17 protein-coding genes, 1 tRNA gene and 1 pseudogene are annotated in these 20,611 nt (G+C 62.7%); 12 read left to right on the top strand and 7 right to left on the bottom strand.

The annotated features are described in order from the left end of the window. Nucleotides 1-677: 677 nt before the first annotated feature. Entirely contained in the window at nt 678-1,415 is a 738-nt protein-coding gene (locus tag PCJ21_RS08560) for an outer membrane protein (protein WP_269930969.1), read from the bottom strand. A 248-nt stretch (nt 1,416-1,663) separates the two neighbouring features. Between PCJ21_RS08560 and PCJ21_RS08555 the strand changes: the two genes are divergently transcribed. Continuing rightward, nucleotides 1,664-2,449: an outer membrane protein gene (locus tag PCJ21_RS08555; RefSeq protein ID WP_269930968.1), complete on the top strand. Its 786-nt coding sequence runs from the start codon at nt 1,664-1,666 to the stop codon at nt 2,447-2,449. Between the two features lie 87 nt (nt 2,450-2,536). Here PCJ21_RS08555 and PCJ21_RS08550 read toward each other — a convergent pair whose 3' ends face one another. Then, on the bottom strand, nt 2,537-3,562 hold the full coding sequence (locus PCJ21_RS08550) for a helix-turn-helix transcriptional regulator (protein ID WP_269930967.1): 1,026 nt from the start codon (nt 3,560-3,562) through the stop codon (nt 2,537-2,539). Between the two features lie 327 nt (nt 3,563-3,889). Between PCJ21_RS08550 and PCJ21_RS08545 the strand changes: the two genes are divergently transcribed. Further along, entirely contained in the window at nt 3,890-5,548 is a 1,659-nt protein-coding gene (locus tag PCJ21_RS08545) for a YadA-like family protein (RefSeq protein WP_269930966.1), read from the top strand. A gap of 155 nt (nt 5,549-5,703) precedes the next feature. Continuing rightward, on the top strand, nt 5,704-6,114 hold the full coding sequence (locus PCJ21_RS08540) for a hypothetical protein (protein WP_269930965.1): 411 nt from the start codon (nt 5,704-5,706) through the stop codon (nt 6,112-6,114). Between the two features lie 120 nt (nt 6,115-6,234). Here PCJ21_RS08540 and PCJ21_RS08535 read toward each other — a convergent pair. Together PCJ21_RS08535 and PCJ21_RS08530 are read right to left on the bottom strand one after the other, a co-directional pair. Next, a tRNA-Arg gene (locus PCJ21_RS08535) sits at nt 6,235-6,311 on the bottom strand. Between the two features lie 126 nt (nt 6,312-6,437). Next, nucleotides 6,438-7,274: a universal stress protein gene (locus tag PCJ21_RS08530; RefSeq protein ID WP_269930964.1), complete on the bottom strand. Its 837-nt coding sequence runs from the start codon at nt 7,272-7,274 to the stop codon at nt 6,438-6,440. 178 nt (nt 7,275-7,452) lie between these two features. Here PCJ21_RS08530 and PCJ21_RS08525 point away from each other — a divergent pair, with 178 nt between their 5' ends. The 4 genes from PCJ21_RS08525 to glsA all read left to right on the top strand — a co-directional run bounded on the left by PCJ21_RS08525 (nt 7,453) and on the right by glsA (nt 11,293). Then, nucleotides 7,453-7,839 (top strand): hypothetical protein, encoded by a 387-nt coding sequence (locus PCJ21_RS08525; protein WP_269930963.1) that lies wholly within the window; start codon nt 7,453-7,455, stop codon nt 7,837-7,839. 443 nt (nt 7,840-8,282) lie between these two features. After that, nucleotides 8,283-8,678: a hypothetical protein gene (locus PCJ21_RS08520; RefSeq protein ID WP_269930962.1), complete on the top strand. Its 396-nt coding sequence runs from the start codon at nt 8,283-8,285 to the stop codon at nt 8,676-8,678. Between the two features lie 67 nt (nt 8,679-8,745). Further along, a complete protein-coding gene (gene gadC, locus PCJ21_RS08515; RefSeq protein WP_442865984.1) occupies nt 8,746-10,290 on the top strand; it encodes a putative glutamine/gamma-aminobutyrate antiporter GadC in 1,545 nt (514 codons plus the stop codon). Between the two features lie 58 nt (nt 10,291-10,348). After that, on the top strand, nt 10,349-11,293 hold the full coding sequence (glsA, locus tag PCJ21_RS08510; RefSeq protein ID WP_269930961.1) for a glutaminase A: 945 nt from the start codon (nt 10,349-10,351) through the stop codon (nt 11,291-11,293). A 53-nt stretch (nt 11,294-11,346) separates the two neighbouring features. On the opposite strand, the pseudogene PCJ21_RS08505 reads toward glsA, so the two are convergent. Both PCJ21_RS08505 and hdhA read right to left on the bottom strand, forming a co-directional pair. Continuing rightward, nucleotides 11,347-11,586 (bottom strand): annotated as a pseudogene (locus PCJ21_RS08505) (SDR family NAD(P)-dependent oxidoreductase); the annotation flags it as partial. Nucleotides 11,587-11,665: 79 nt separating this feature from the next. Continuing rightward, nucleotides 11,666-12,433 carry a 7-alpha-hydroxysteroid dehydrogenase gene (gene hdhA / locus PCJ21_RS08500; RefSeq protein WP_269930959.1) on the bottom strand — a complete coding sequence of 256 codons (768 nt, stop codon included), beginning with the start codon at nt 12,431-12,433 and terminating at the stop codon, nt 11,666-11,668. 199 nt (nt 12,434-12,632) lie between these two features. Here hdhA and PCJ21_RS08495 point away from each other — a divergent pair, with 199 nt between their 5' ends. Then, on the top strand, nt 12,633-12,962 hold the full coding sequence (locus tag PCJ21_RS08495; protein ID WP_269930958.1) for a hypothetical protein: 330 nt from the start codon (nt 12,633-12,635) through the stop codon (nt 12,960-12,962). Nucleotides 12,963-13,007: 45 nt separating this feature from the next. Further along, on the top strand, nt 13,008-13,511 hold the full coding sequence (locus PCJ21_RS08490) for a DedA family protein (RefSeq protein WP_269931117.1): 504 nt from the start codon (nt 13,008-13,010) through the stop codon (nt 13,509-13,511). 116 nt (nt 13,512-13,627) lie between these two features. Here the strand turns inward: PCJ21_RS08490 and PCJ21_RS08485 are convergent, their stop codons facing one another. Next, entirely contained in the window at nt 13,628-15,355 is a 1,728-nt protein-coding gene (locus PCJ21_RS08485) for a hypothetical protein (protein ID WP_269930957.1), read from the bottom strand. Between the two features lie 359 nt (nt 15,356-15,714). Between PCJ21_RS08485 and PCJ21_RS08480 the strand changes: the two genes are divergently transcribed. The 3 genes from PCJ21_RS08480 to PCJ21_RS08470 all read left to right on the top strand — a co-directional run bounded on the left by PCJ21_RS08480 (nt 15,715) and on the right by PCJ21_RS08470 (nt 20,559). Continuing rightward, nucleotides 15,715-17,265, top strand: a complete 1,551-nt coding sequence (locus PCJ21_RS08480) for an AbgT family transporter (RefSeq protein ID WP_269930956.1) — start codon at nt 15,715-15,717, stop codon at nt 17,263-17,265. A 54-nt stretch (nt 17,266-17,319) separates the two neighbouring features. Next, nucleotides 17,320-18,522, top strand: a complete 1,203-nt coding sequence (locus PCJ21_RS08475; RefSeq protein WP_269930955.1) for a M20/M25/M40 family metallo-hydrolase — start codon at nt 17,320-17,322, stop codon at nt 18,520-18,522. Between the two features lie 201 nt (nt 18,523-18,723). Continuing rightward, entirely contained in the window at nt 18,724-20,559 is a 1,836-nt protein-coding gene (locus PCJ21_RS08470; RefSeq protein ID WP_269930954.1) for an SLC13 family permease, read from the top strand. Nucleotides 20,560-20,611: the final 52 nt, after the last annotated feature.

Raw genomic sequence — 20,611 nt, 5'->3', positions numbered from 1 at the left:
TCATGAAGTTGAGACGCGAGGTCATATGTCCGGCGTCGGATGCCGCTGCTGATCGGCATCGCCACAGGCATTGCCCGCAAGCGGCAGACGCGGCTATCGGCTGCGCCCCGACCTGTAGCCGGGACCGCTGCCGGTCAGCACTTGTCGGCGATTGGGCGGTCCATCCGCGGCTACGTACCGTTTCGATCGAGGCACTGCACCAGCCAGATGCGAGAGGCCGACGCGACGCCAGTGGAAATGGTGCGCGCGCCGGCCAACCAGCAGAGCATTTCGGTGAACTGCTGCCGTTGCCCTCCCATGAAGGGGCCGTTCTGTCACGGCCTCGAACGGGATTGCCGGAGACTTTGGGACGCTCGGTCATGAAGTCGAGACGCACGGTCATGTCATTCGGAGCCGACGCAACGACCCCAGGCGCGGCCATTCAGCCTGTCGAGATCGCGGCAGACAGGCGACTCCTGCGGCTTCGCGGGAGGGGGCCGGCACCAAGCCGGAGCCAAAGTCACGGGGTGTGCCGATCAGAATTTGCAGGTGATGTTGATGCGTGCCCTGAAGGCCGACATAGCCGTGGCCGGCGCCAGCGGGTGAACCGCGGGCACCGGCCTTTCAGGTGCCCCGTTGCCCCCACGGGGTTTCCTGATTCAAAGTGACGCGAACGCGGCTAGAAGAGAGGTCGCCGATCAGAATTTGTAGGCGAGGCCGACGCGGACCTCGCTGGTCTTGAGACCGATGTCCAATGGCGGTGCATACTGCAGGTCGAACGACTTGCTCCCAAGATCGGCATGGCGATACTCGGCCCGGAAAATCATGTTGTCGGAGACAGCGTATTCGGTGCCGAGGCCAAGCGTCCAACCTGTATAGGTCGTGTTGAAATTGCCATCGGCTCCAACGAGCCTCTGATCTACCGCGACAAAAGCAACGCCACCGGCGATATAAGGAAGCCACCGGTCGATGGCGTATCCAAGGCGTGCACGGACCGCGCCGGTTCGATTTATCTCCTGGACGACGGGGTAATCGGCGGGCCAGGGAATGCCCTCCGAATTGTACACAAGAGCACTATCGTCGGCCCCGCTCCAGGCCATGTCGGCTTCAATGCCGACGACGACGTTGTTGCCGAACTGGTAGTTCGCACCGGCGTACAAACCTCCGACGAAACCGGCCGGCTTCGGATTGGCATGATCGCCATTTCCCCCGAAGCTGCCATCTCCCTGGACATATCCCGTCTGGGCGCCGACATATCCACCTGTCCAGGTGAAGGCCGCAACGTCCGAAGCTGGTTCGCGGACCGCAATGTCAGACGCCAGCGCCCCACCGGTAGCGACGAAAAGGAATGTCGTCGCCAGTAGAATCTTTTTCATTGTCCATCCTAAGCCAGTCGGGCGCGCAGCTTCGTGCCAGTTCGATCGAAGTGCTGCCAAGCCAGAGCGCGAGAGAGGCCGGCACTTGCCCCGCAACTAGTGTTGCGCGTGCCGGCCACCCAGCAGAGCATTCGGTGAACTGCCACAACCGCTCTCGCACGGCAAAATTACCCTGTCACGGGCACCGATCAGCTTGCCGAACACATTGGGACGCTCGGTCATCAAGATGAGACGTGGGATCAAGGTGCATGATCGGCTTCTCATGTAGAGAAATATGACTTCTCCACATGCGAATCTTGAGGCTGCCCGTGAAAAATATTCTTGGAACTACTGCAATATATTCATTTCTTGTTTTTGGCACCGCTGCCGTGCAGGCCGCCGATCTGACCGTGGAGCCAGCACCGGCGCCGGTTGCGGAACGCTTCGCCTACGACTGGAGCGGCTTCTACATCGGCGCTCATGGCGGCATTGGCGGCGGCACCTTCAAACACGCGTTCGATCATGCCGCTGATCCTTTGGATGAGGCTGGCGAATACCGCGCCACCGAAGACATCACGGCCTTTGGCGCGTTTGGTGGCGTGCAGGTCGGCTACAACCACCAGTTTGGTCCCAACTGGGTTGCCGGCGTCGAAGCGGATCTTTCCGCCTCCGGAATCAAGGCAAAGGACTCCCAGAGCTACAACTGGGTCGATCACGGTGAGTTCGGCAACCGCGACGTGGAGACCAAGATCGCCTGGTTTGGCACACTGCGGGGCCGGCTCGGCTATGCCATGGACAACTTCCTGATCTACGGCACCGGCGGCGCGGCCTATGGCAGTATCAAGACATCTGCCATCGATAGCGAATACTGGGATGGCGGCGCTTCTAGCGACATCGACAGCCATTCGTTTTCCGACACCAAGCTGGGTTGGACGGCGGGCGCCGGTTTCGAATACGGCCTGACCGAGAACATCACGCTCAAGACCGAATATCTCTATGTCGACCTGGGGAGTATCGAGACCTCCGGATACAATGAGTTTTACCACTTCGACGGGCGGACCAGCGTCGACACCGCATTCCACACGCTCAAGACGGGCCTGAACTACAGGTTCTGATCAGGCACATGGGACGAATTGGGGCGGCTTTCGGGCCGCCTTTTTTTGTTTTGATGCGGGGCCCAAAACCCTCGGTACGGTCGCTTCTCAGGCTCGAGCGGACGCAAGCCAGGCTTCGACGATCGCCGCGCCGTTTCCGCTGCCTTGCTTCAGCACAGTCTCGTAGGCGGCCATCCCCACTGAATCGTTGGCGATGCCGCGCACGGAACTGGGGCTGACCTGATACCGCTTCTGGAAGGCGCGGCTGAAGTGCGCCTCGCTGCGAAAGCCGTGATCGCGGGCGATGGCTGCTATCTTGTGATCCGGTGTCGAACGCAGAATGCTCTGCAGGCTCCCCTTGAGCCGTTCGGCCAGCATCCAGCGTTGCACACCACCATGCGGCTCGAACAAGCGGAACAGTTTCGATCTGGAAACACCCAGAATGGCTACCATCTCGTCCGGACCGAAGTCGGGATCGGACAATTTTTGTCGCGCGGCCGACGATGCACGCTGGAAGAGGAAGCGCTTGTCACGCCTTTCCCGCGTCAAGGGCGCCGCAAAGGCGGCAGCGGCAAAGCGCAGGATGTTGTCAACCATCACCTGGCTCTGGAGTACGCTGAGACCTTCAATATGCTCCACAAGTGCCTTGAGCTGCGTTCCGACCATGGCACCGCTCGCGTCGTTCGCCGTCAGCACCAGCCCGTGCGTGTTGTTCTGCAACTCGACCGGCACACTGGCCTTGTCGAAGGTCAGCGTGATCCCCTCGTAACCGGGGGTCTTGCTCTCATAGGGCATCGAATAGTCGACGATGACAATATCTCCGGGCACGTGCTCCTGGATCAACCCGTCGTAATTGGTCGTGACCTGCCCTTCCACAACCATATACAGCACCATATGCGGAGCCGGACGTTCGTCGATGACCTTTTGCGTCCGCGACATCGCCATCGCCGAGCCACCGTTGACGTGCAGGAAGGCACCCGGAAGCTGCCAGCTGCGGCCATGAAAATCAAACAGCGCGGGATCGGCATCGTCGGGAACGGCGCAGTCAACAAGCAGGGAAAGCAGGTCCTTCCAGGCCGCGAAACACGCTGCTCCCGGCGCAAATGGCCATTCGATCCGCTGTGGTGCCGCCATATCTATTGATGCCCCCGCCCATTCCGATCCGGTTGAACCGTGCTGTTCCCTGCCCGGAAAAGCGTCGATCTAACCACACGAGGTGATCTGCAATGACCAAGCTAGTCAATAGCGTGGGACGCTCGGTCAAGCAGTGGAGACACACAGTCAAGCAATTGGGACGCTCGGTCATGACGTCCCGAGAACCATGACGCACACATGCCCCAAAAGCTGCCAGCACTACGGCAGCAAGCCGGTGCGACGCATGACTGCGCGTCCCATCTTCATGACCGAGCGTCCCAATCTGGTGCCGCATGCAGCGACAGCTTTATTCGGTTGTGCGAGAAAATGCGCGGCAACGACTTGCGCGGACCAGACAATCTCAAGCGTCTTTATCTGTCTCGTGGCGCGCCACGGACAGCGGAGCCTTGTGACCGGGGATCGAGCGCAACCGGCGAGGGGCGCCAAGGCACCAGCATAGAGGTCGGCAGCTGCTATCTCAGCTCCGATGAAAAAGTGCTGATCCAACGTTCATTTCCTCGCGTGGGCCAGGCTTGTTTGTGTCGGCGGGGAAAGAACATGATTGTCACAGATGCCAACTCGACGCGGGCAACCGCCCTGGCGGCGACCGCTTTCGCCACGGTGCTGGCAACCGGCGCCTTCATCACGCCGGCCCAAGCCCAGTTCGTGTGCGTCGACGGCGCACTCTCCGCCCAAGGCGCAACGGCGGCCGGATCCAGCTCCAATTTTGCCTGCGGGACCGCTGCCAACGCCAGCAGCGCATCCAACAGCAACAACACCGCGATAGGAACCGTATCCAAAGCCAACGGCGACAGAAGCGGCAACACCGCTACCGGCCTCGCCGACGCTTCCGGCAACGATTCCAGCAATTCGGCCTATGGCAACAATACCAACGCCAGCGGCAACGGCAGTATGAACACTGCGGTTGGCGCTGGAGCGATTGCCAGCGGTACGGGCAGCAAGAACATGGCAACCGGGTTCGTTGCCAACGCCAGCGGCGACGGAAGCAACAATAGCGCGTCCGGAACTCGCGCAAATGCTGTCGGCGCCGACAGCTCGAATGTCGCGTCCGGCAAAGACGCCAACGCCAGCGGCAACGAAAGCAACAACAACGCGTCCGGGACCCGGGCGGATGCCAGCGGAGATATCAGCTCCAACGTCGCCATTGGCCTGAACGCCAACGCCAGCGGTGACGGAAGCAGAAACGTCGCGACAGGTGACGGCGCAAAAGCCAACGGCGACAACAGCTTCAACGCCGCGACCGGCTTTCTTGCCAATGCGAGCGGGGCCAATGCCGGCAACATCGCGACCGGGTTTGCCGCCGATGCGAGCGGCAACGGCAGCAGGAACATTGCGTTGGGTGCTGGCGCCAATGCGAGCGGAAATGGCGTTGTCAATATTGCTATCGGCACCGATGCGAACGCCACAGGCGCCAATTCTTCCGCATTCGGCAGTGGCGCGTCGGCGACCCATGCCAATTCCACCGCGATCGGCAATGGCGCGATTACGACGCGTGCCAACCAGCAAGCATTCGGTCGCGCAACGAACACTTACACCATGGCAGGGCTCACCTCGGATGCGAGCCGCGCAGCGCAGACCGGACCACTGCAATTCGTCACCACCGACAGCGGCGGCAATCTCGGCTCCAGCACGCTTGGCGATCTCGGCATTGCCGGCATTGCCGACATCGCCAGCATCAACGGACAGATCACCGGGCTCAACAACCGCCTCAACGATCTCGACGGGCGGAGCAGCAAGGCGCTCAATGGCGTAGCGATGGCCTTTGCGATGTCGGGAACGCCCTGGGTCATGCCGACCGAACGTTACGCAATGTCGCTGAACTGGGGCACGTTCGATGGCACCAATGCCCTGGCCCTGAGCGGGGCGATGCGCCTTGGCGACCATGTGCAGGCCAACGGAGGCGTTGCATATGGCACGAATGGGGGCGGAGTGGGCGGACGCCTTGGAGTGCGGATAGGTTGGTGACGGCGACCGCTGGAAACCTTGCGCGACCGATCAGCCGCATTCTCGTCGCTCTGCTATTGCTCGCGCCCTTTGCTCCCGGCAGCACCAGGGCTCAGGAGAGGTTGCCAGCAACCGCGCCCACGCCTTCGCCAAAGGCACCTCGCCTGGCGCCCGCCTTGCCCGTCTCGCTGGAGCAGGCGCTCTATCTGATCCGCTCGACCCTGCTCACGCTCAACGACGCCAATCGATCCGGCAATTACACGGTGCTGCACGATCTTGCCGCGCCCGACTTCCAGGCCAACAACACGGCCGCCGATCTCGGGCAGAATTTCTCCGACCTGAGGCATCGCAATTTCGATCTCTACGGCGTTGCGCTTCTGGCACCGCAATTCACCGAGGCGCCTGCACTCGACCAGAACGGGTTGCTGCACCTCAATGGCTTTTTTCCGACGCAACCACAGCAGATCAGATTCGATCTCGCCTTCCAGGTCGCGGCCGGGCAATGGCGGCTGTTCGCCATAGCCGTCGCCACGCCGGAAGCGGTGCAATCAGAAGCGGCACAAACAGCGCGTTCGAAGCATCAATAGGCACAGCCAGGACCATGCGGCCCTGAAAGACTTCGCAAACGGAGCGGCAAGGACAAACGGCGGAGTGTCCGCCAGGGCGACCGCCCCTGTTCAGCCAGTGCATGTGCCGAACAAAATCTTTGGCGCGCCCGAAAGGATTCGAACCTCTGACCCCCAGATTCGTAGTCTGGTGCTCTATCCAGCTGAGCTACGGGCGCGCGACAGGCCGCTAGGAACGGCCAACACGCCTCGGTCAGGTCGACCGGGGCGATTGGCGCTAACTAGCCGCTGAGTTTGGGAATTGCAAGCCGCCGTAGACGATTTTCTCCAGCCGCTTGTGGATGTCAGTGCGACAAAAGCACCGACAGGCGCAATTCGCCGAGAACGCCCGCGGTCGCGCCACCAAGCACGAAGTCGCGCACGCGGGAATGGCCGTAGCCGCCCATCACCAGCAGATCGGCACCGACCGTCTTCGCGGTTTCCTGCAGCGTCTCTCCGATCGTCGAGTCGCGCAGCTCGACAAACACCGCCCGGGCTTCAACCCCGCCCGCCGTCAGCACCTTGGCCAGTTTCTCGGCCGCGTTGGTGTCGCGGAGCTTCTTTTCGTTGACGACCGTTATCACCGAGACCCGCGATGCCTTTTGCAGGAACGGGCGCGCATCGGCGACAGCGCGGGCGGCGACCCGACTGCCGTCCCAGGCGATGGCGACATGGCCGATGGCCGGCACGTTCGCTGCGCCGGGCAAGATGAGCGCCGGGCGCCCCGAGCCGAACACCACGGCTTCGGCCAACATGCGCGCCGTGTCATTGCCGGATTCCCAGCCAAGCAGCGCCATGTCGAAGTAGCGCGCCTGGTCGCAGGCCGCCTCGCCGATGGCCGCCAATGGCACCGACATTTCGGAAACCTCGACCTCGACCTTGGCTTTCGCAGCTTCGGCCTCCACCGCCGCAAGCAGGTCCTTGCCGCGCTTGCGGCTGGTCGCCTCGGCATCGCGGATCATCTGCGGGGTGTCGAGCAGCAGCTTCGACAGGGCATTGGAAACCTGGGGAATATCGGGATTGAACGCCGTCGCACGCAGTCGGCCGCCAAGCTGGGCAGCAATCGCCATCGCATTGACGGCAACCGCTTCGGAATTGGCCTCAGGATAGGTCGCCAGCGGTAGAAAGAATTGCTGTTTCATTGAAGATGCTCCTGTGAGGTCGCATTTTGCCGCCACGAACGGGGCAATCTCACCCAATCTAGCGCGGATCGGCATGCCGACCATTGAGCTAGATCAAGGTCAAGAGGCAGGGACCGCCCTAGTTACCCATATGTGGCCGCCCTGGGTCACACGCGATGTCCAAGAAAGGGGCCAAGGCATGACAACCTTGAACGACCTGACGCCCAATTTCCGCAACGTCCGCCTGTTGCTCGCCAGGGGCAAGGGACATCCCGAAGGCGAGCGCAACGCAGGCTACGATCTGTTGGTTCCGCTCGACGAATCGGGCCGCCTGGACCCGGCGGAATGGAAGACCCACAAGCAGCTCTGCCGCGTTCGCAAGTTCGCACATGACGAAACCGATCACATCGGCCTGCTGCGCCGCAAACCCGGCGGGCAATGGTACTTTGACTACGCCGAAGGCGACAGCGACGACGAGATCGGCTTCCGCATGGGCGAGGAGCGCTTCGTGACCGGCGAGTATGTTTCGATCGGCAGCGGTGCGAACATGAGCACCTATCAGGTGGCGCGGGTGCAGAAGCCCTGATCCGCTGCACGACCGGCGGCAGGCCACGCAACAAAAGCCATGCCGTCGCCGGACGCCTGTCGCGCCGCATCGCGGCCCGTGCCGTCCGCGAGATCATGCGGACCGCGGCGCAGACCGGCACTTCCGCGAACTGGCCCCAGTCACTGCAGATGGCGACCTGCGCATGGCGACGCATCCTTCGATGCCGCAGCCGTCTCGGCCACTTCGCCCCTTCCCCAGAACATATCCTGTTGCCGTCCAGGTATTCGTCGCCGCCGACGACAGCATGCAAATGGCTGCGGCAAACCGGTCCTTGAACCAGGACAAGTGCGCTCTAGTTCCCAGCGAGAGTACAGCTTCCGTGCCCAAGCGCCATCGCTATCGAGCAGCGGCGAGTTGCACGATCCGCGGCTAGCCCATGGGACCGACACGCACTGTGTATTGCGTAGGGACGAAGACCTTTCATGGCGAAAGCGACGATGAAGGCAGCAATAGTCCACGACTTCGGCAAGCCGCCGCAAATCGAGGAAGTTCCCATCCCGCGGTCACGCCCCGACGAGATCCCCGTCGAGGTCAGGGACTGCGGCCTATCCCATGCGTACCCGCAGGCCCCCCCGGGCGATTGGCCGGCAAAACCCTCGCGGCCCTGCATTCCGTGTCATGAGGCGGCCGGCGTCGCCGTCGAAGCCGGCGTGACCGGGCGCACGTTCGGCGACGCAGTGGGGTTGGCCTCGGCGCAGGCCAAACTTGGCCACATGCTCCACGAGCGGTCCAATCGGCTACGCCGCGACGTCAAGGCGGCGAACGCATCCTTCCCGCCGTCCGACATCAAGCAATCGGAAGGCTTCCACCACACCTGAGCATTGGCGTCGCCATGCGCAGGGCATGGCGACCCTCCCCTAAAAACCGGGCTTCATGGAGGGTTCGATGTCAGCAACACAAGACACCGGTGCGGCGGCGCGCAAGATGCCAGTCGCACAAAAGGCAACACTCAGCGTGATGACCTTGGCGGTGATGAACATCACCGCCGTAGTAAGCCTGCGCGGCCTCCCGTCGGAGGCGACTTACGGACTGACGTCCGTCTTCTACTACATCTTCGCAGCCATCTTTTTCCTGATCCCGGTTTCGATCGTCGCCGCGGAATTGGCAACCGGCTGGCCGCAGAAGGGCGGCGTGTTCCGCTGGGTCGGCGAATCCTTCGGGCCGCGCTGGGGTTTCCTGGCGATCTTCCTGGTGTGGGTCGAATCGACGATCTGGTTCCCGACGGTGCTCACATTCGGGGCCGTGGCGCTTGCCTTCATGGGACCGAACCACACCTGGGACTCAGCGCTGGCGGCCAACAAATTCTACACCATCGCGATCGTGCTGGCGGTCTATTGGGCAGCCACCTTCATTGCGCTGCGCGGCCTGAAATCTGCGTCGGCCATCGCCAAGTGGGGCGGCATCGTCGGCACCATCATCCCGGCAGCCATCCTGATCATTCTCGGCTTCCTGTATTATTTCTCGGGCAGGCACATCGAGCTCACCCTCGCCTGGGGCGACCTCGTCCCCGACTTCACCAACTTCAACAACCTCGTGCTCGCCGCCGGCATCTTCCTGTTCTACGCCGGCATGGAAATGAACGCGATCCACGTCAAGGACATCGACAACCCGTCGCGGAACTATCCGCTCGCGATCCTTTTGTCGTCGGTCGCAACGGTTGCGATCTTCGTGCTCGGCACGCTCGCCATCGCCGCCATCATCCCATCCAGCCAGATCAATCTCGTGCAGAGCCTCCTGATCACCTATGACGACTTCTTCGCCGCCTTCGGCGTCGGCTGGCTCGCGCCTGTCATGGCCCTGGCGCTCGCCTTTGGCGTGCTCGGCAGCGTCACCGTCTGGGTTGCCGGCCCGTCGAGCGCCCTGGTGGTCGTCGGCCGTGCCGGCTACCTGCCGCCGTTCTTCCAGAAGCTCAACAAGAATGGCGCCCCCAGCCACATCCTGATCATCCAGGGCCTGATCGTGACGTTCCTTGCGATCATGTTCGTGGTGCTGCCGTCGGTGCAGGCCGCCTATCAGATCCTGAGCCAGCTCACGGTGACGCTGTACCTGATCATGTACCTGCTGATGTTCGCCGCGGCCATCCACCTGCGCTACAGCGAACCGAACACGCCACGCCCCTACAAGGTGCCCTTCGGCTCATTCGGCATGTGGCTCTTCGCCGGCGTCGGCCTTGTCGGTTCGCTCATCGCATTCGTACTGAGCTTCGTTCCGCCGTCGCAGATCTCGGTCGGCAGCCCCAGCACCTACATCTGGATCCTGATCGCCGGAAACGCCGCCTTCGTCGCCATCCCGCTGATCATCTATGCCGTGCGCAAGATGCACTGGAAGACCAGGGAAGGCTCCGAGGATTTCGAGCCGTTCAACTGGGAAAAGGAAGGCCGCATGCCGGGCAGCGAAGCAACCGCTCCGGCTGCCTCGGCCAGCCACTGAGCTCATTCAAGAACGCTGGACAAGACACTGTCCGGCACCGCTTCAGGAGTTTCCTTCGATGACCGCACCTCTCCCCGAAGCCATCAAGACCGCGCTCGAGGCGGGCCAAAAGGCCGGCCTTGCCGCCACCGGCGGCAAGAACGCCGACTACATTCCGTTCCTCGCATCCGTGCCGTCCAACCTGTTCGGCATCGCCGTCGTCACCGCCGACGGCCGCGTCTTCAAGACAGGCGACGCCGACTACCAGTTCGCCATCGAGTCCATCTCCAAGGTCTTCACGCTGGCGCTGGTCATCGACCAGATCGGCCCCAACGCCCTGCGGGAAAAGGTCGGCGCGGATCCCACCGGGCTGCCATTCAATTCGGTGATGGCGCTCGAACTGCATGGCGGCAAGCCGCTTTCGCCGCTGGTCAACGCCGGCGCCATCGCCACCGCCAGCCTGGTGCCAGGCAAGGACGCAGAAGCCTGCTGGGCGGCCATCCTCGACTGCCAGAGCCGCTTTGCCGGCCGCAAGATTGCACTCTCCAACGACGTCAACACGTCCGAGCAGACGACCAACTTCCACAACCGCGCCATCGCCTGGCTGCTCTACAGCTCCGGCTCCTGCTACAGCGATCCGATGCGGGCCGTCGACGTCTACACGCGCCAGTGCTCGACGCTGGTCTCGGCCGCCGACCTCGCCACGATGGGCGCCACGCTTGCCAATGGCGGCGTCAATCCGGTGACCGGCGAGCGAGTGATCGGTGACGACAAGACCGCGCCCATCCTGGCGGAAATGACCATGGAAGGCCTCTACACGGCGTCGGGCGACTGGGCCTTCACCGTCGGGCTTCCCGGCAAGAGCGGTGTCGGCGGCGGCATCCTCGCGGTCGTCCCGGGCGAACTCGCCATCGCCTCGTTCTCGCCGCCGCTCGACCCGGCCGGCAACAGCGTGCGTGGAATGGCGGCCGTCACCGCTGTCGCCAAGTCGCTCGGCCGCAACCTCTATCGACCCCGTAGCTGATCATCCCGCCGCGCGGGCGCATCACCTGGATTGCCGGCTTCCACCTCGGCGACGGAAATGCCGCCGAAGGCATTGGCCGTCCCATCGACCACGGACTGGATGCCGGTGAGCGAGGTCACGTCGCACGTCATGCCGTGGCACTCGTTGCCGGTTTCCTGCTGGATACCCGCTGCGGTTTCCACCGCCATCTCACCGTTCAGGTTCGCGATCATCACCTTGGCGCCGGTCCCCGAGAGCGTCTTGGCAATGCGGCGCCGGGCACCGCCAGTGATGATGACGTTGTGTCCGTCCATGCGGAACTGCGAGGGCGTCGTTGGACATGGCCATTCTCCGAGCTGGAACACCACCAGGCGCTTGGAACGTGCCTCGCGCTCAGTCGAGTTCCTGGACACCACCGCCGGACACGGTGAGGATCTGGCCGCTGACCCACGACGCTGCCGGCGAGCAAAGGAACAGCGCGGCATTGGCGATGTCCTGCGCCTCGCCGAGCCGGCCAAGCGGCGTGTGCCTGAGCATCGCCTTTTCGACCTCCGGGGTAAGCACGGTCGACAGCGCATGCGTCTTGATCGCACCGGGGGCGATGGCGTTGACGCGAATGCCCATCGGGCCAAGATCGAAGGCGATGTTGCGCGTCAGGTGGTTCACCGCCGCCTTCGACGAGCCGTAGGAGGCCATGCGGACATTCTTGTTCTCGCCGGCCATGGACGAGATGTTGAGCACCGCGCCGCCGCCGGCCTTGTGGATATGCGGAGCCGCCAGCTGGGTCAGCCGGAACAGCGAAAACAGGTTGAGGTTGAAGGCCCATTCGAAGTCGCTCATCGGCATGTCGAATGGCTTCGGGCCACCGCCGCCGGCATTGTTGACCAACACCGTGATTTTGCCGAAATTCTTCAGCGCGGCGTCGATCACCACCTCGCGATGCCTTTCGTCGGTGACGTTGCATTCGAGGCCGATCGCCTTGCCGCCGGCCTTGTTGATGGCGGTTGCGACGTCATCCGCGCCCTCCTTCTTGAGGTCGGTGACGACGATGGATGCGCCTGCATTGGCAAAGGTCTCGGCGATGCCGCGGCCTATTCCTGCCGCCGCGCCGGTTACGATGGCCACGCCGCCATCAAGGCGAAACGAGTTTTCGATCGACATGCGCTTGCTCCGCTGGGGTGGCCGCGGCGGCGGCGTTCGAGAGCGACAAATAGGGCCGTCGTCTCCACCGGCCAGATTGTCAGCTGCATTTTCGCGCAGGCGTTGTGTCCTGGCCCGGGCCTGTGCCAATCGTTTTTGACTTGCCGGCCTGGCGGCCCTAGATGACGGCAGACCGGCATTTTCAGGTGGACGCGATCAGTTGAGGACATTTGCGAAGATCGCGGCCATCGTGCTTGCTCTGGCGCTGCTGGCGGCCTTTGCGGTCGGCTATTGGACCATGTCGCTCGGGCATGATGCACTGCGCGACATCGCAACCCAGGCCAACCTCTGCAAGACCGGCGACTGCCCGGAAGGCATCGACGAGGCTTCGGCATTTTTGGGCGAGGAATTCGGACTGTCACCGCGCCTGGTGCAGTGGTGCGTCGGCGTCGACACGCTGGCTGAAACCCCGCGCGGCGAACGAACGACCGGGCGCACGTGGTGGGTGGAGCTGCTCTACAAGCCGTGTGGCGCGCCGCTCACGGAATGAACGGCACCAGTGGGGGATGATTGCATGCATATGCTGCATGACGCCATGGCGGTGATCGAGCCCTACATTGCCACCTACGGCGCGTTTGCGGTGTTCGTCATCATCTACTTCGAAGCGTTCGGCGCGCCCTTGCCCGGCGAAAGCCTGCTCGTTGCCGTCTCGGCGATGGCGGCTCGCGGCGATATCAACCTGACATATGCGCTCGTGGCGGCGTTTTGCGGCGCCGTGCTCGGCGACTCCACCGGTTATGCCATCGGCCACTATGGCGGCCGGCCGCTTCTGCTGCGCTATGGGCAATACATCAAGCTGACGCCCGAGCGGCTCGCCAAGATCGAGGGCATCTTTCGCCGAAGAGGCATGTGGATCGTCATCGGCGCACGCTTCCTTGCGTTCCTGCGCCAGTTCAACGGGCTGATCGCCGGCAGCATGGCCATGCCCTGGCCACGCTTCTTCATGGCCAACGCAATCGGCGCCGCCGCCTGGGTGCTGGTCTGGGGTCTCGGCGCCTATTGGGCGACCGACACGGTCGAGGCGTTCTTCAAGAGATAGCGCCGAGCGCGGAAATCGCGTCAGGACAGCGCGGCCTTTCGCCTATATGTCGGATGATGCCCCTGTCGCCCTTCACGCGATGCAACATGACGCGTGGTTCTCGCTTGGGCTTCCGCCTATCTCGATTTGACCAGCCCGGAGAACCCGGCGACGGCCAAAAGGCTCAATGCCCATCCAACAACCGATTGGAAATAATAGTAATTCAGCGTGAAAACCCCAGTGGGCTTGGTGGGATCTGGCCTCCAGTATTGCTTCTGACCGATTTCCATGACCGGCAAAAGTGCGTCGAGCGAATACATCCACGGATTGAATTCCGGATAGCTTGAGGCTTCCGGCTGATTCAGGAAACATGAGAGTTGGTTTTGTCCGGCAAATGCGCGTCCGGCCAGGACCAGCCCTGCCGAAGGCATATAGCGGCTGGCGGTTTGTTCGAGGCTGCACATCGTCCATTCGAGCGAACGCAGGACGACCGCGCTGTTGGGCTTGAGCGCGCCGTTCTGCTGGGCAGAGTAGAACACTGTCACCCCGATGCCCCAGAACATGAACAACCACAGCAGAGCCAACAGCGGTTGGCGCCCATAGCGCAGGGTCACGGCCAGCATGCCGTCCATCAGCGCGAGGGCCATGCGCAGGACAGGGTTTCTTGCTCGTGCCCGCCGCGCGCGTCGCTGCAGCCGCTCCTTGGTGATAAGCACGGCGCGCGCATCTTCGTCATGGCCCATCTCACGAAGCACGGTTGAAAGCTGCTCGTAAGGCTGCGGCCAGAAGTCCTCCTTCCAGCGCCCCGGCACCTGTCGCGCCAGCCAGTCCAGCCTGCTTGCCGCATCGACCGGCCCACCGATAAACGCGCCGTACTGACACCGATTGAGCAGTAGGTCGCCCCTTTTTGGCCAGCATGCCTGTTCGTCGTCGATCGCACCGATTTCCGTGGCCGTCAGGTCGAGCGTTCCGCGGATCGATGCACCTTGCCGCAGGAAAAAGGCGCCGCTGACCCGGGAGCGATTTAGCCGTAGCGAATAGCCGTCGGGTTCAGACAGCGTTGCCGATGTGCAATCGACGTCGCCGCCGAAATTGGCGCCGCGCACTCGGATTTCGCCGCTGATGATTGCCCCCCGCAACGCCAGGTCGCCGCGCGCCGCCATTCCGTCGCCATTCAGGGCCACGCCGCCGGGCCGCTCAATCTGTGCGCCGACCGCGTTGACGTCAGCACCGAGGCGGGCCGCCGAGAGATTGACGCCGCCGCGTATCACGGCGCCTCGCAGCTGGATGCCACCTCTGGCTTCCAAGCCCTCGGCATTGATGGCGAGACCGTCGGGAAAGGAGAGCTTGGCCCCATCTGCCTCCAGGTTGCCGCCCAGGCGGGCGCCGAAAAGCCTGGTCTCTCCCGCGACATCCGCGCCGCAGATCGACAGGCTGCCGCGAGCTTCGAGCCGATCGGCTTGCAGGCCGGGCAAGGCCGAACCGTCGAGAAAAAGATTGTCGATGATCGCGGAGCGCAGCACCGGAGAGGCGTCGAAGAGGCAGTCCTTGAGACGGATGTCGCGCGGAATGCGACATCCCTCGAGATCGAGCATGCCAGTCACCCGCGCCCCGCTGACACTGATGCCCTTTTCGTGCAAACGACTTTCGTCTTCGCCGCCAAGAATGAGGAAGCGCAACAGTTCGGCGCGAACCGTGCGCGCGGGATCGTCCCAGTCGGGGCGCAGGCCATCGCCAAGCCTGTCGAAATCTCCCGACCTCAAATTCGCGACGATCTTGGCTTCGGCCGCATTGAGTGGCTGGAATTCGGCTAGTTCCGATACGGCCGCTCTGGTGCTCCCCGTTTCTGGCGCGTGCCTATTCATGCGTCCGGCCTCCAGTTCGCCTCAAGCGACGGTGGTAAGTGCCTCTGTGCAAGCAATGCAACCTTTGCTGCCTGTTGCCAATGTCGGATCATTTTGCATTATCAGGTGGCACAGCACAGCCTGCTTTTGCACTTGCCGACAGAATGAGACGCAATGCACAATTTTGGAATTGTAAGCTAATTCCGTTGCCGGGCTGGCGCGTTACATAAGGTAGGCGGCGCGCGGCTTCAGTTGCGCGAGGCAAAAGGTCTTTGGATGCATTGGATCGGGCTCCGTGTCGGGCTGGTCTTGAAGTTTTGAAGTCCACCAATGCTTTCGGCGTCCATGCTGCAGAAAGCGTTGCCACAGGGAGGGAAGACATGGCCAACGCAAATGCCGCGTCGAAGACCACGATGCAGCGATTCCTTGATGGCATCGAACGTGTTGGGAACATGGTGCCCCATCCGGTTGTCATCTTCCTGATCCTCATCGGCATTGTCATCGTATTGTCCGCGGTGATGGGAGTATTTGGAACCGCGGTCACCTACGAGCGCATCAATCCGGAGACGCTCGAGATCGAGCAGGCGAGCACCGAGATCCGGAGTCTGCTGAACACGGATGGCATCCGTTTCATGTACGAGTCGCTCATTCCCAACTTCATGAGCTTTACCGCCGTGGGTCTCATGATCGCCGCCATGATCGGTGCGGGCGTTGCCGAGGAATCGGGGCTGGTCACGTCGTTGATCCGCAAGCTCGTGCTGGTTTCGCCACGCTGGGCACTGACCTATATCCTGGCCTTCGTCGGCATCCTCGCTTCCATTGCGGCGGATGCGGGCTATCTGGTCCTGATCCCTCTCGCCGGCGTGGCCTACATGGCCGTCGGACGCCATCCACTTGCCGGCCTGGCGCTCGGCTTTGCCGCAGTCGCGGGCGCCTTCACCGTCAACATGCTCATCAAGCCGCTCGACGCCGTGCTGGTTGAGTTCACCAATGACGCGGCGGCCCTCGTCGACCCCAACAGGACAATAGGCCTGGCCTCGAACCTCTGGTTCTCGATCGCGTCGGTGCTGTTCCTGACGGTCATCGTCGCATTCATCACCGACCGCATGATCGAACCGCGTCTGGGAACCTACGACCCCAGCAGGGCCTCCGAAGGCGGCGGCCAGAGTGTGGGAGCAGAACTGTCCGAAAGGGAATCGCGCGGCTTGCGCTTCGCCCTGTTCGGCCTGATCGGCCTGATCGCTGTGTTCTGCCTGTTGACCCTGCCCGCCGGCGCGCCGCTCCGCAATCCGACAACGGGCGAGCTCATCGGTAACTCGCCGTTCATGAACGGCTTGATTGCGCTCATCATGCTGATGTTCCTCGTGACCGGTTGGGCCTATGGCATCGGCGCGGGTACATTGCGGACCCTGACGGAGGTGATCGGAGCTATCGAGAAGTCGATAAGGAACATGGGAGGTACGATCTTCCTGTTCTTTGTCCTCAGCCAGTTCGTCGCCTATTTCACGTACACAAACATTGGTACCGTGATGGCTCTCAGCCTGTCCGGCATACTGCAATCGGCAAATATCGGCACACTGCCCCTGCTGCTCGGCTTCATCGTCGTCGTTGCCATCATCGACCTGCTGCTCACCGGGGCGATTGCCAAATGGGCGATCTTCGCACCGGTGTTTGTGCCACTGCTGATGAAGCTGGGCGTCGAACCGGAAGCCGTGCTCGCGGCCTATCGTGTCGGCGACTCGCCGATGAACGCCATCACCCCGCTCAACGCCTATTTCGCCCTCGTGGTCGGTTTCGCCCAGAAATACGACAGGGCCGCCGGCGTCGGCACGCTCGTGTCGCTGATGCTGCCCTATGTGGTGTGGATGTTCGTGCTGTGGACGGCCCTGTTTGCAGTCTGGCAGATGCTGGGGCTGCCCTGGGGCCTGTAGCGATCGTCTCGCCAGCCCGAAACGAAGCAATCAGAAAAACGATCGGATGATATCATGAGCAACACCTCTCACCATCTCGACGTCGCCGCGGCCGAAGACCATCTGATGCGGTTCCTTTCGGTCGAAGGCGTTACCGGTCATGAAGCCAATATTGCTGCAGCCGTCAGCGATGCCTTGCAAAAGGTTGGCGTCCCCGCCTCCGCCATCCGCTTCGACGACGCCAACAAGCGCATCCCGCTGCCGACCGAAACGGGCAACCTGATCGTCGACCTGCCAGGCACGCGACCCGGGCCGCGGCTGCTGTTTTCGACCCATCTCGACACGGTGCCGCTGTGCGCAGGCGCCAAGCCGCGGCGGGAGGGCGATCGCATCGTCTCGGATGGCACCACGGCGCTTGGCGGCGACGCCCGCACCGGGGTCGCGGTTCTGGTCGTCGTTGCCGAAACGCTCATCAAGCACAAGCTGCCCCATCCGCCGATTACCCTGCTGTTCACCGTACGCGAGGAGAGCGGACTGCATGGCGCCCGCGAATTGAACCCGGCCGAGCTGGGCGGGCCGGTGATGTGCATCAACGTCGACGGCCAGTCCGCCGCCGACCTGATCATCGGCGCCGTCGGCCAGGAGAACTGGGAGGTCGAGATCACGGGCCGCGCCTCGCATGCCGGCGTCGCACCCGAGAGAGGCATCTCGGCGACGATGGTGGGCGCGCTGGGCCTCGTCGAGGCCCGGAATGCCGGGTGGTTCGGCAAGATCGTCAAGGACGATGGCCGCGGTACGAGCAATATCGGGATCTTCGGCGGCAAGGACGGCAGGCCCGCCGGCGATGCCACCAATGTCGTCACCGACTACGCCCACTTGAAAGGTGAGGCACGCAGCCCTGAAGCCGCTTTCGCCAAGAAGATCGCTGAAGGCTACAGGGAAGCCTTCAGCAAGGCCAAGGCTGCCGTCGTTGATCACGAAGGCGATACGGCGGAGGTGAAATTCAGCCATACGACGTCTTATCCGCCGTTCAAGCTCGACGAGGACACCGCGGTTGTGCAGCGCGCCACCAAAGCTCTCAAGTTGCTCGGCATCGAGCCGAACTACTTGTTCTCCAATGGCGGACTGGATGCCAACTGGCTCGACAAGCATGGCATTCCCACAATCACCATCGGGGCTGGCCAGGCCGAAATCCACACCATCAAGGAATACGTGAACCTCCCAGAATTCGAGAAAGGCTGCCGCATCGGCGTGCTCATGGCCACGCTCGAAGACTAGCTACCGCCCGATCCGTGGCGCTGACACGGTTCCAGCAAAGCTATCGCGCAGGTGGCACGTCGTTCCTTGCAGTCACGCAGGGTTTGGCTCCACGAAGGCGGAAATGATCGGGTGCCGGTGATACGGCGCTCGAGCACCGGGCGGCGGTGCGTATCTCAAGAGCCGGATGGCCTTGTCATGGTCCAATGAGGGAATGAGCGATTGAGCCCGATAGCCTACACTGCAACCATCATCGCCGTTGCCGTCGTATTGTTCGTATGGAACAAGATTCCGGTCGTCCTCGTGGCCATGGGCACTGCCTTGTCGCTTTGGGCGACCGGCGTGCTGACGCTTGGCCAATCGCTTGGCGGTCTCGGTGATCCGGCCGTTATCTTTATCGCCTCGCTGTTTATCGTCAGTTCCGGGCTCGAGGTTACCGGCGTGACCGCCTGGGCCGGCCAGCTCCTGATCCGCGGCGCAGGCGAAGAAAGCCGCACGCGGCTTCTTTTGCTGACCATGCTCCTTGTCTCGCTGCTCACCGCATTGATCAGCGTCAACGGCGCGGTCGCGGCCTTGCTTCCGGTTGTGGTTGTCATAGCAGTCAGGCTCAAACGCAACTCTTCGCAATTGCTCATGCCACTGGTGTTTGCCGCGCATGCGGGCTCCATGTTGGCCCTCACCGGGACGCCGGTGAACGTGCTTGTATCGGACGCCGCCGGCGATGCCGGTGTCGGCCCCTTCGGCTTCTTCGAGTTCGCGCTTGTCGGTGTCCCTCTGCTTGCCGGAACCATGGCCATCATCGTGCTGTTTGGAAAGCAGCTCCTGCCCGAGCGCAATGGCGCAACCATGCCAGCCGATTTCAGCCGTCACGCCAAGACGCTGGTCGAGCAATACGGCCTCGCCAGCGGCGTCTACCAGATGCGTGTCCGCGCGACCTCGCCCTATGTCGGCGCAGCAGTATCATCGATCAGCCTTGCAGATTATCCTGGCCTGCAGCTCATCGCCGTTCAGGACGGCGAAACGGCCAGCCCGATCCGCAGGCCGGCAATAGCGGAAGGCGACCATCTGCTGCTGCGCGGCGATGCCGAAACCGCCGCAGCGCTCGCCGCTAGCTTTCATCTTGCGTTTCGCGAGGAAGCAAAGCCTGGACAGGGCGAGGATACGCTGTTCAACCGTCATTCCGGCCTTGCAGAAGTGGTCATTCCTCCGCGGTCGGGCCTGGTCGGCCAGAAAGTCTTTCCCGGCATGGTCACCGACAGCGGCGACCTGATCGTCCTGGCCGTACAGCGCGGCGGTGCCGACGTCGTCGCCGACAGCGCCGCCAAGGATGCCGGGGGCATTGTGCTTCAGGCCGGAGACACCATGTTGCTGCAAGGCACATGGAGGGCACTGGATATCCATCTCGATGATCCGGACGTCCTGGTCGTCAGTTCTCCCGAACTGGTGCGCCGCCAGGCGGTACCGATGGGACCAGGCGCCAAGCAGGCGATCGCCATCCTGTTTGCCATGGTCCTGATGCTCGCCACTGGCATCGTCCCGCCCGCCGTTGCCGGCCTGCTCGCCGCCGGGGCAATCATCATGTCCGGGATCATGAGCGTCGAGCAGTCCTATCGTGCGATCAGCTGGACGACGGTGATACTGGTCGGAGCGATGATGCCGCTGTCGACGGCCATGGTCGAGACCGGGGCGGCAAAGCTGATGGCCGAGTACCTCGTCCATATGGTTGGAGACGCCGGCCCCGTGGCGCTTCTGGCGGGGCTGTTCTTGCTCACCGCCGTCATGGGGCAACTGATAAGCAACACAGCGACCGCGCTGATCGTCATTCCGATTGGCGTGGCTGCGGCAACAGCGATGGGCATCTCACCCCGACCAGTGCTCATGAGCACGGCGGTAGCTGCCGCCGCCGCTTTCCTGACGCCGATCGCCACGCCGACAAACCTGATGGTGATGGGGCCGGGCGGCTATGCCTTCAGCGACTACTGGAAGCTCGGACTGCCGCTGTTGATGTGGTTCTTCGTCGTGTCGGTTTTCATCGTGCCATTGATCTGGCGTTTCTGAGCACCCGTGGATCATGACGCCGCAACCTGAGTTGAACACAAGCAAACCAGAA

The sequence above is a fragment of the Aminobacter sp. HY435 genome (assembly GCF_027568395.1).
Lineage (GTDB): Bacteria > Pseudomonadota > Alphaproteobacteria > Rhizobiales > Rhizobiaceae > Aminobacter.
Note: the sequence above shows the minus strand (reverse complement) of the source record. Positions and strands in the feature narration are given on the sequence as shown.

Excerpts from the sequence above, each read along its gene's own strand:
- PCJ21_RS08550 (WP_269930967.1), bottom strand. The coding sequence starts at position 3,562 with ATGGCGGCACCACAGCGGATCGAATGGCCATTTGCGCCGGGAGCAGCG.
- PCJ21_RS08490 (WP_269931117.1), top strand. The coding sequence starts at position 13,008 with ATGGCGGTGATCGAGCCCTACATTGCCACCTACGGCGCGTTTGCGGTG.
- PCJ21_RS08525 (WP_269930963.1), top strand. The coding sequence starts at position 7,453 with ATGACAACCTTGAACGACCTGACGCCCAATTTCCGCAACGTCCGCCTG.
- gadC (WP_442865984.1), top strand. The coding sequence starts at position 8,746 with ATGTCAGCAACACAAGACACCGGTGCGGCGGCGCGCAAGATGCCAGTC.
- hdhA (WP_269930959.1), bottom strand. The coding sequence starts at position 12,433 with ATGTCGATCGAAAACTCGTTTCGCCTTGATGGCGGCGTGGCCATCGTA.
- glsA (WP_269930961.1), top strand. The coding sequence starts at position 10,349 with ATGACCGCACCTCTCCCCGAAGCCATCAAGACCGCGCTCGAGGCGGGC.
- PCJ21_RS08520 (WP_269930962.1), top strand. The coding sequence starts at position 8,283 with ATGGCGAAAGCGACGATGAAGGCAGCAATAGTCCACGACTTCGGCAAG.
- PCJ21_RS08545 (WP_269930966.1), top strand. The coding sequence starts at position 3,890 with ATGCGCGGCAACGACTTGCGCGGACCAGACAATCTCAAGCGTCTTTAT.
- PCJ21_RS08530 (WP_269930964.1), bottom strand. The coding sequence starts at position 7,274 with ATGAAACAGCAATTCTTTCTACCGCTGGCGACCTATCCTGAGGCCAAT.
- PCJ21_RS08480 (WP_269930956.1), top strand. The coding sequence starts at position 15,715 with ATGGCCAACGCAAATGCCGCGTCGAAGACCACGATGCAGCGATTCCTT.
- PCJ21_RS08475 (WP_269930955.1), top strand. The coding sequence starts at position 17,320 with ATGAGCAACACCTCTCACCATCTCGACGTCGCCGCGGCCGAAGACCAT.
- PCJ21_RS08485 (WP_269930957.1), bottom strand. The coding sequence starts at position 15,355 with ATGAATAGGCACGCGCCAGAAACGGGGAGCACCAGAGCGGCCGTATCG.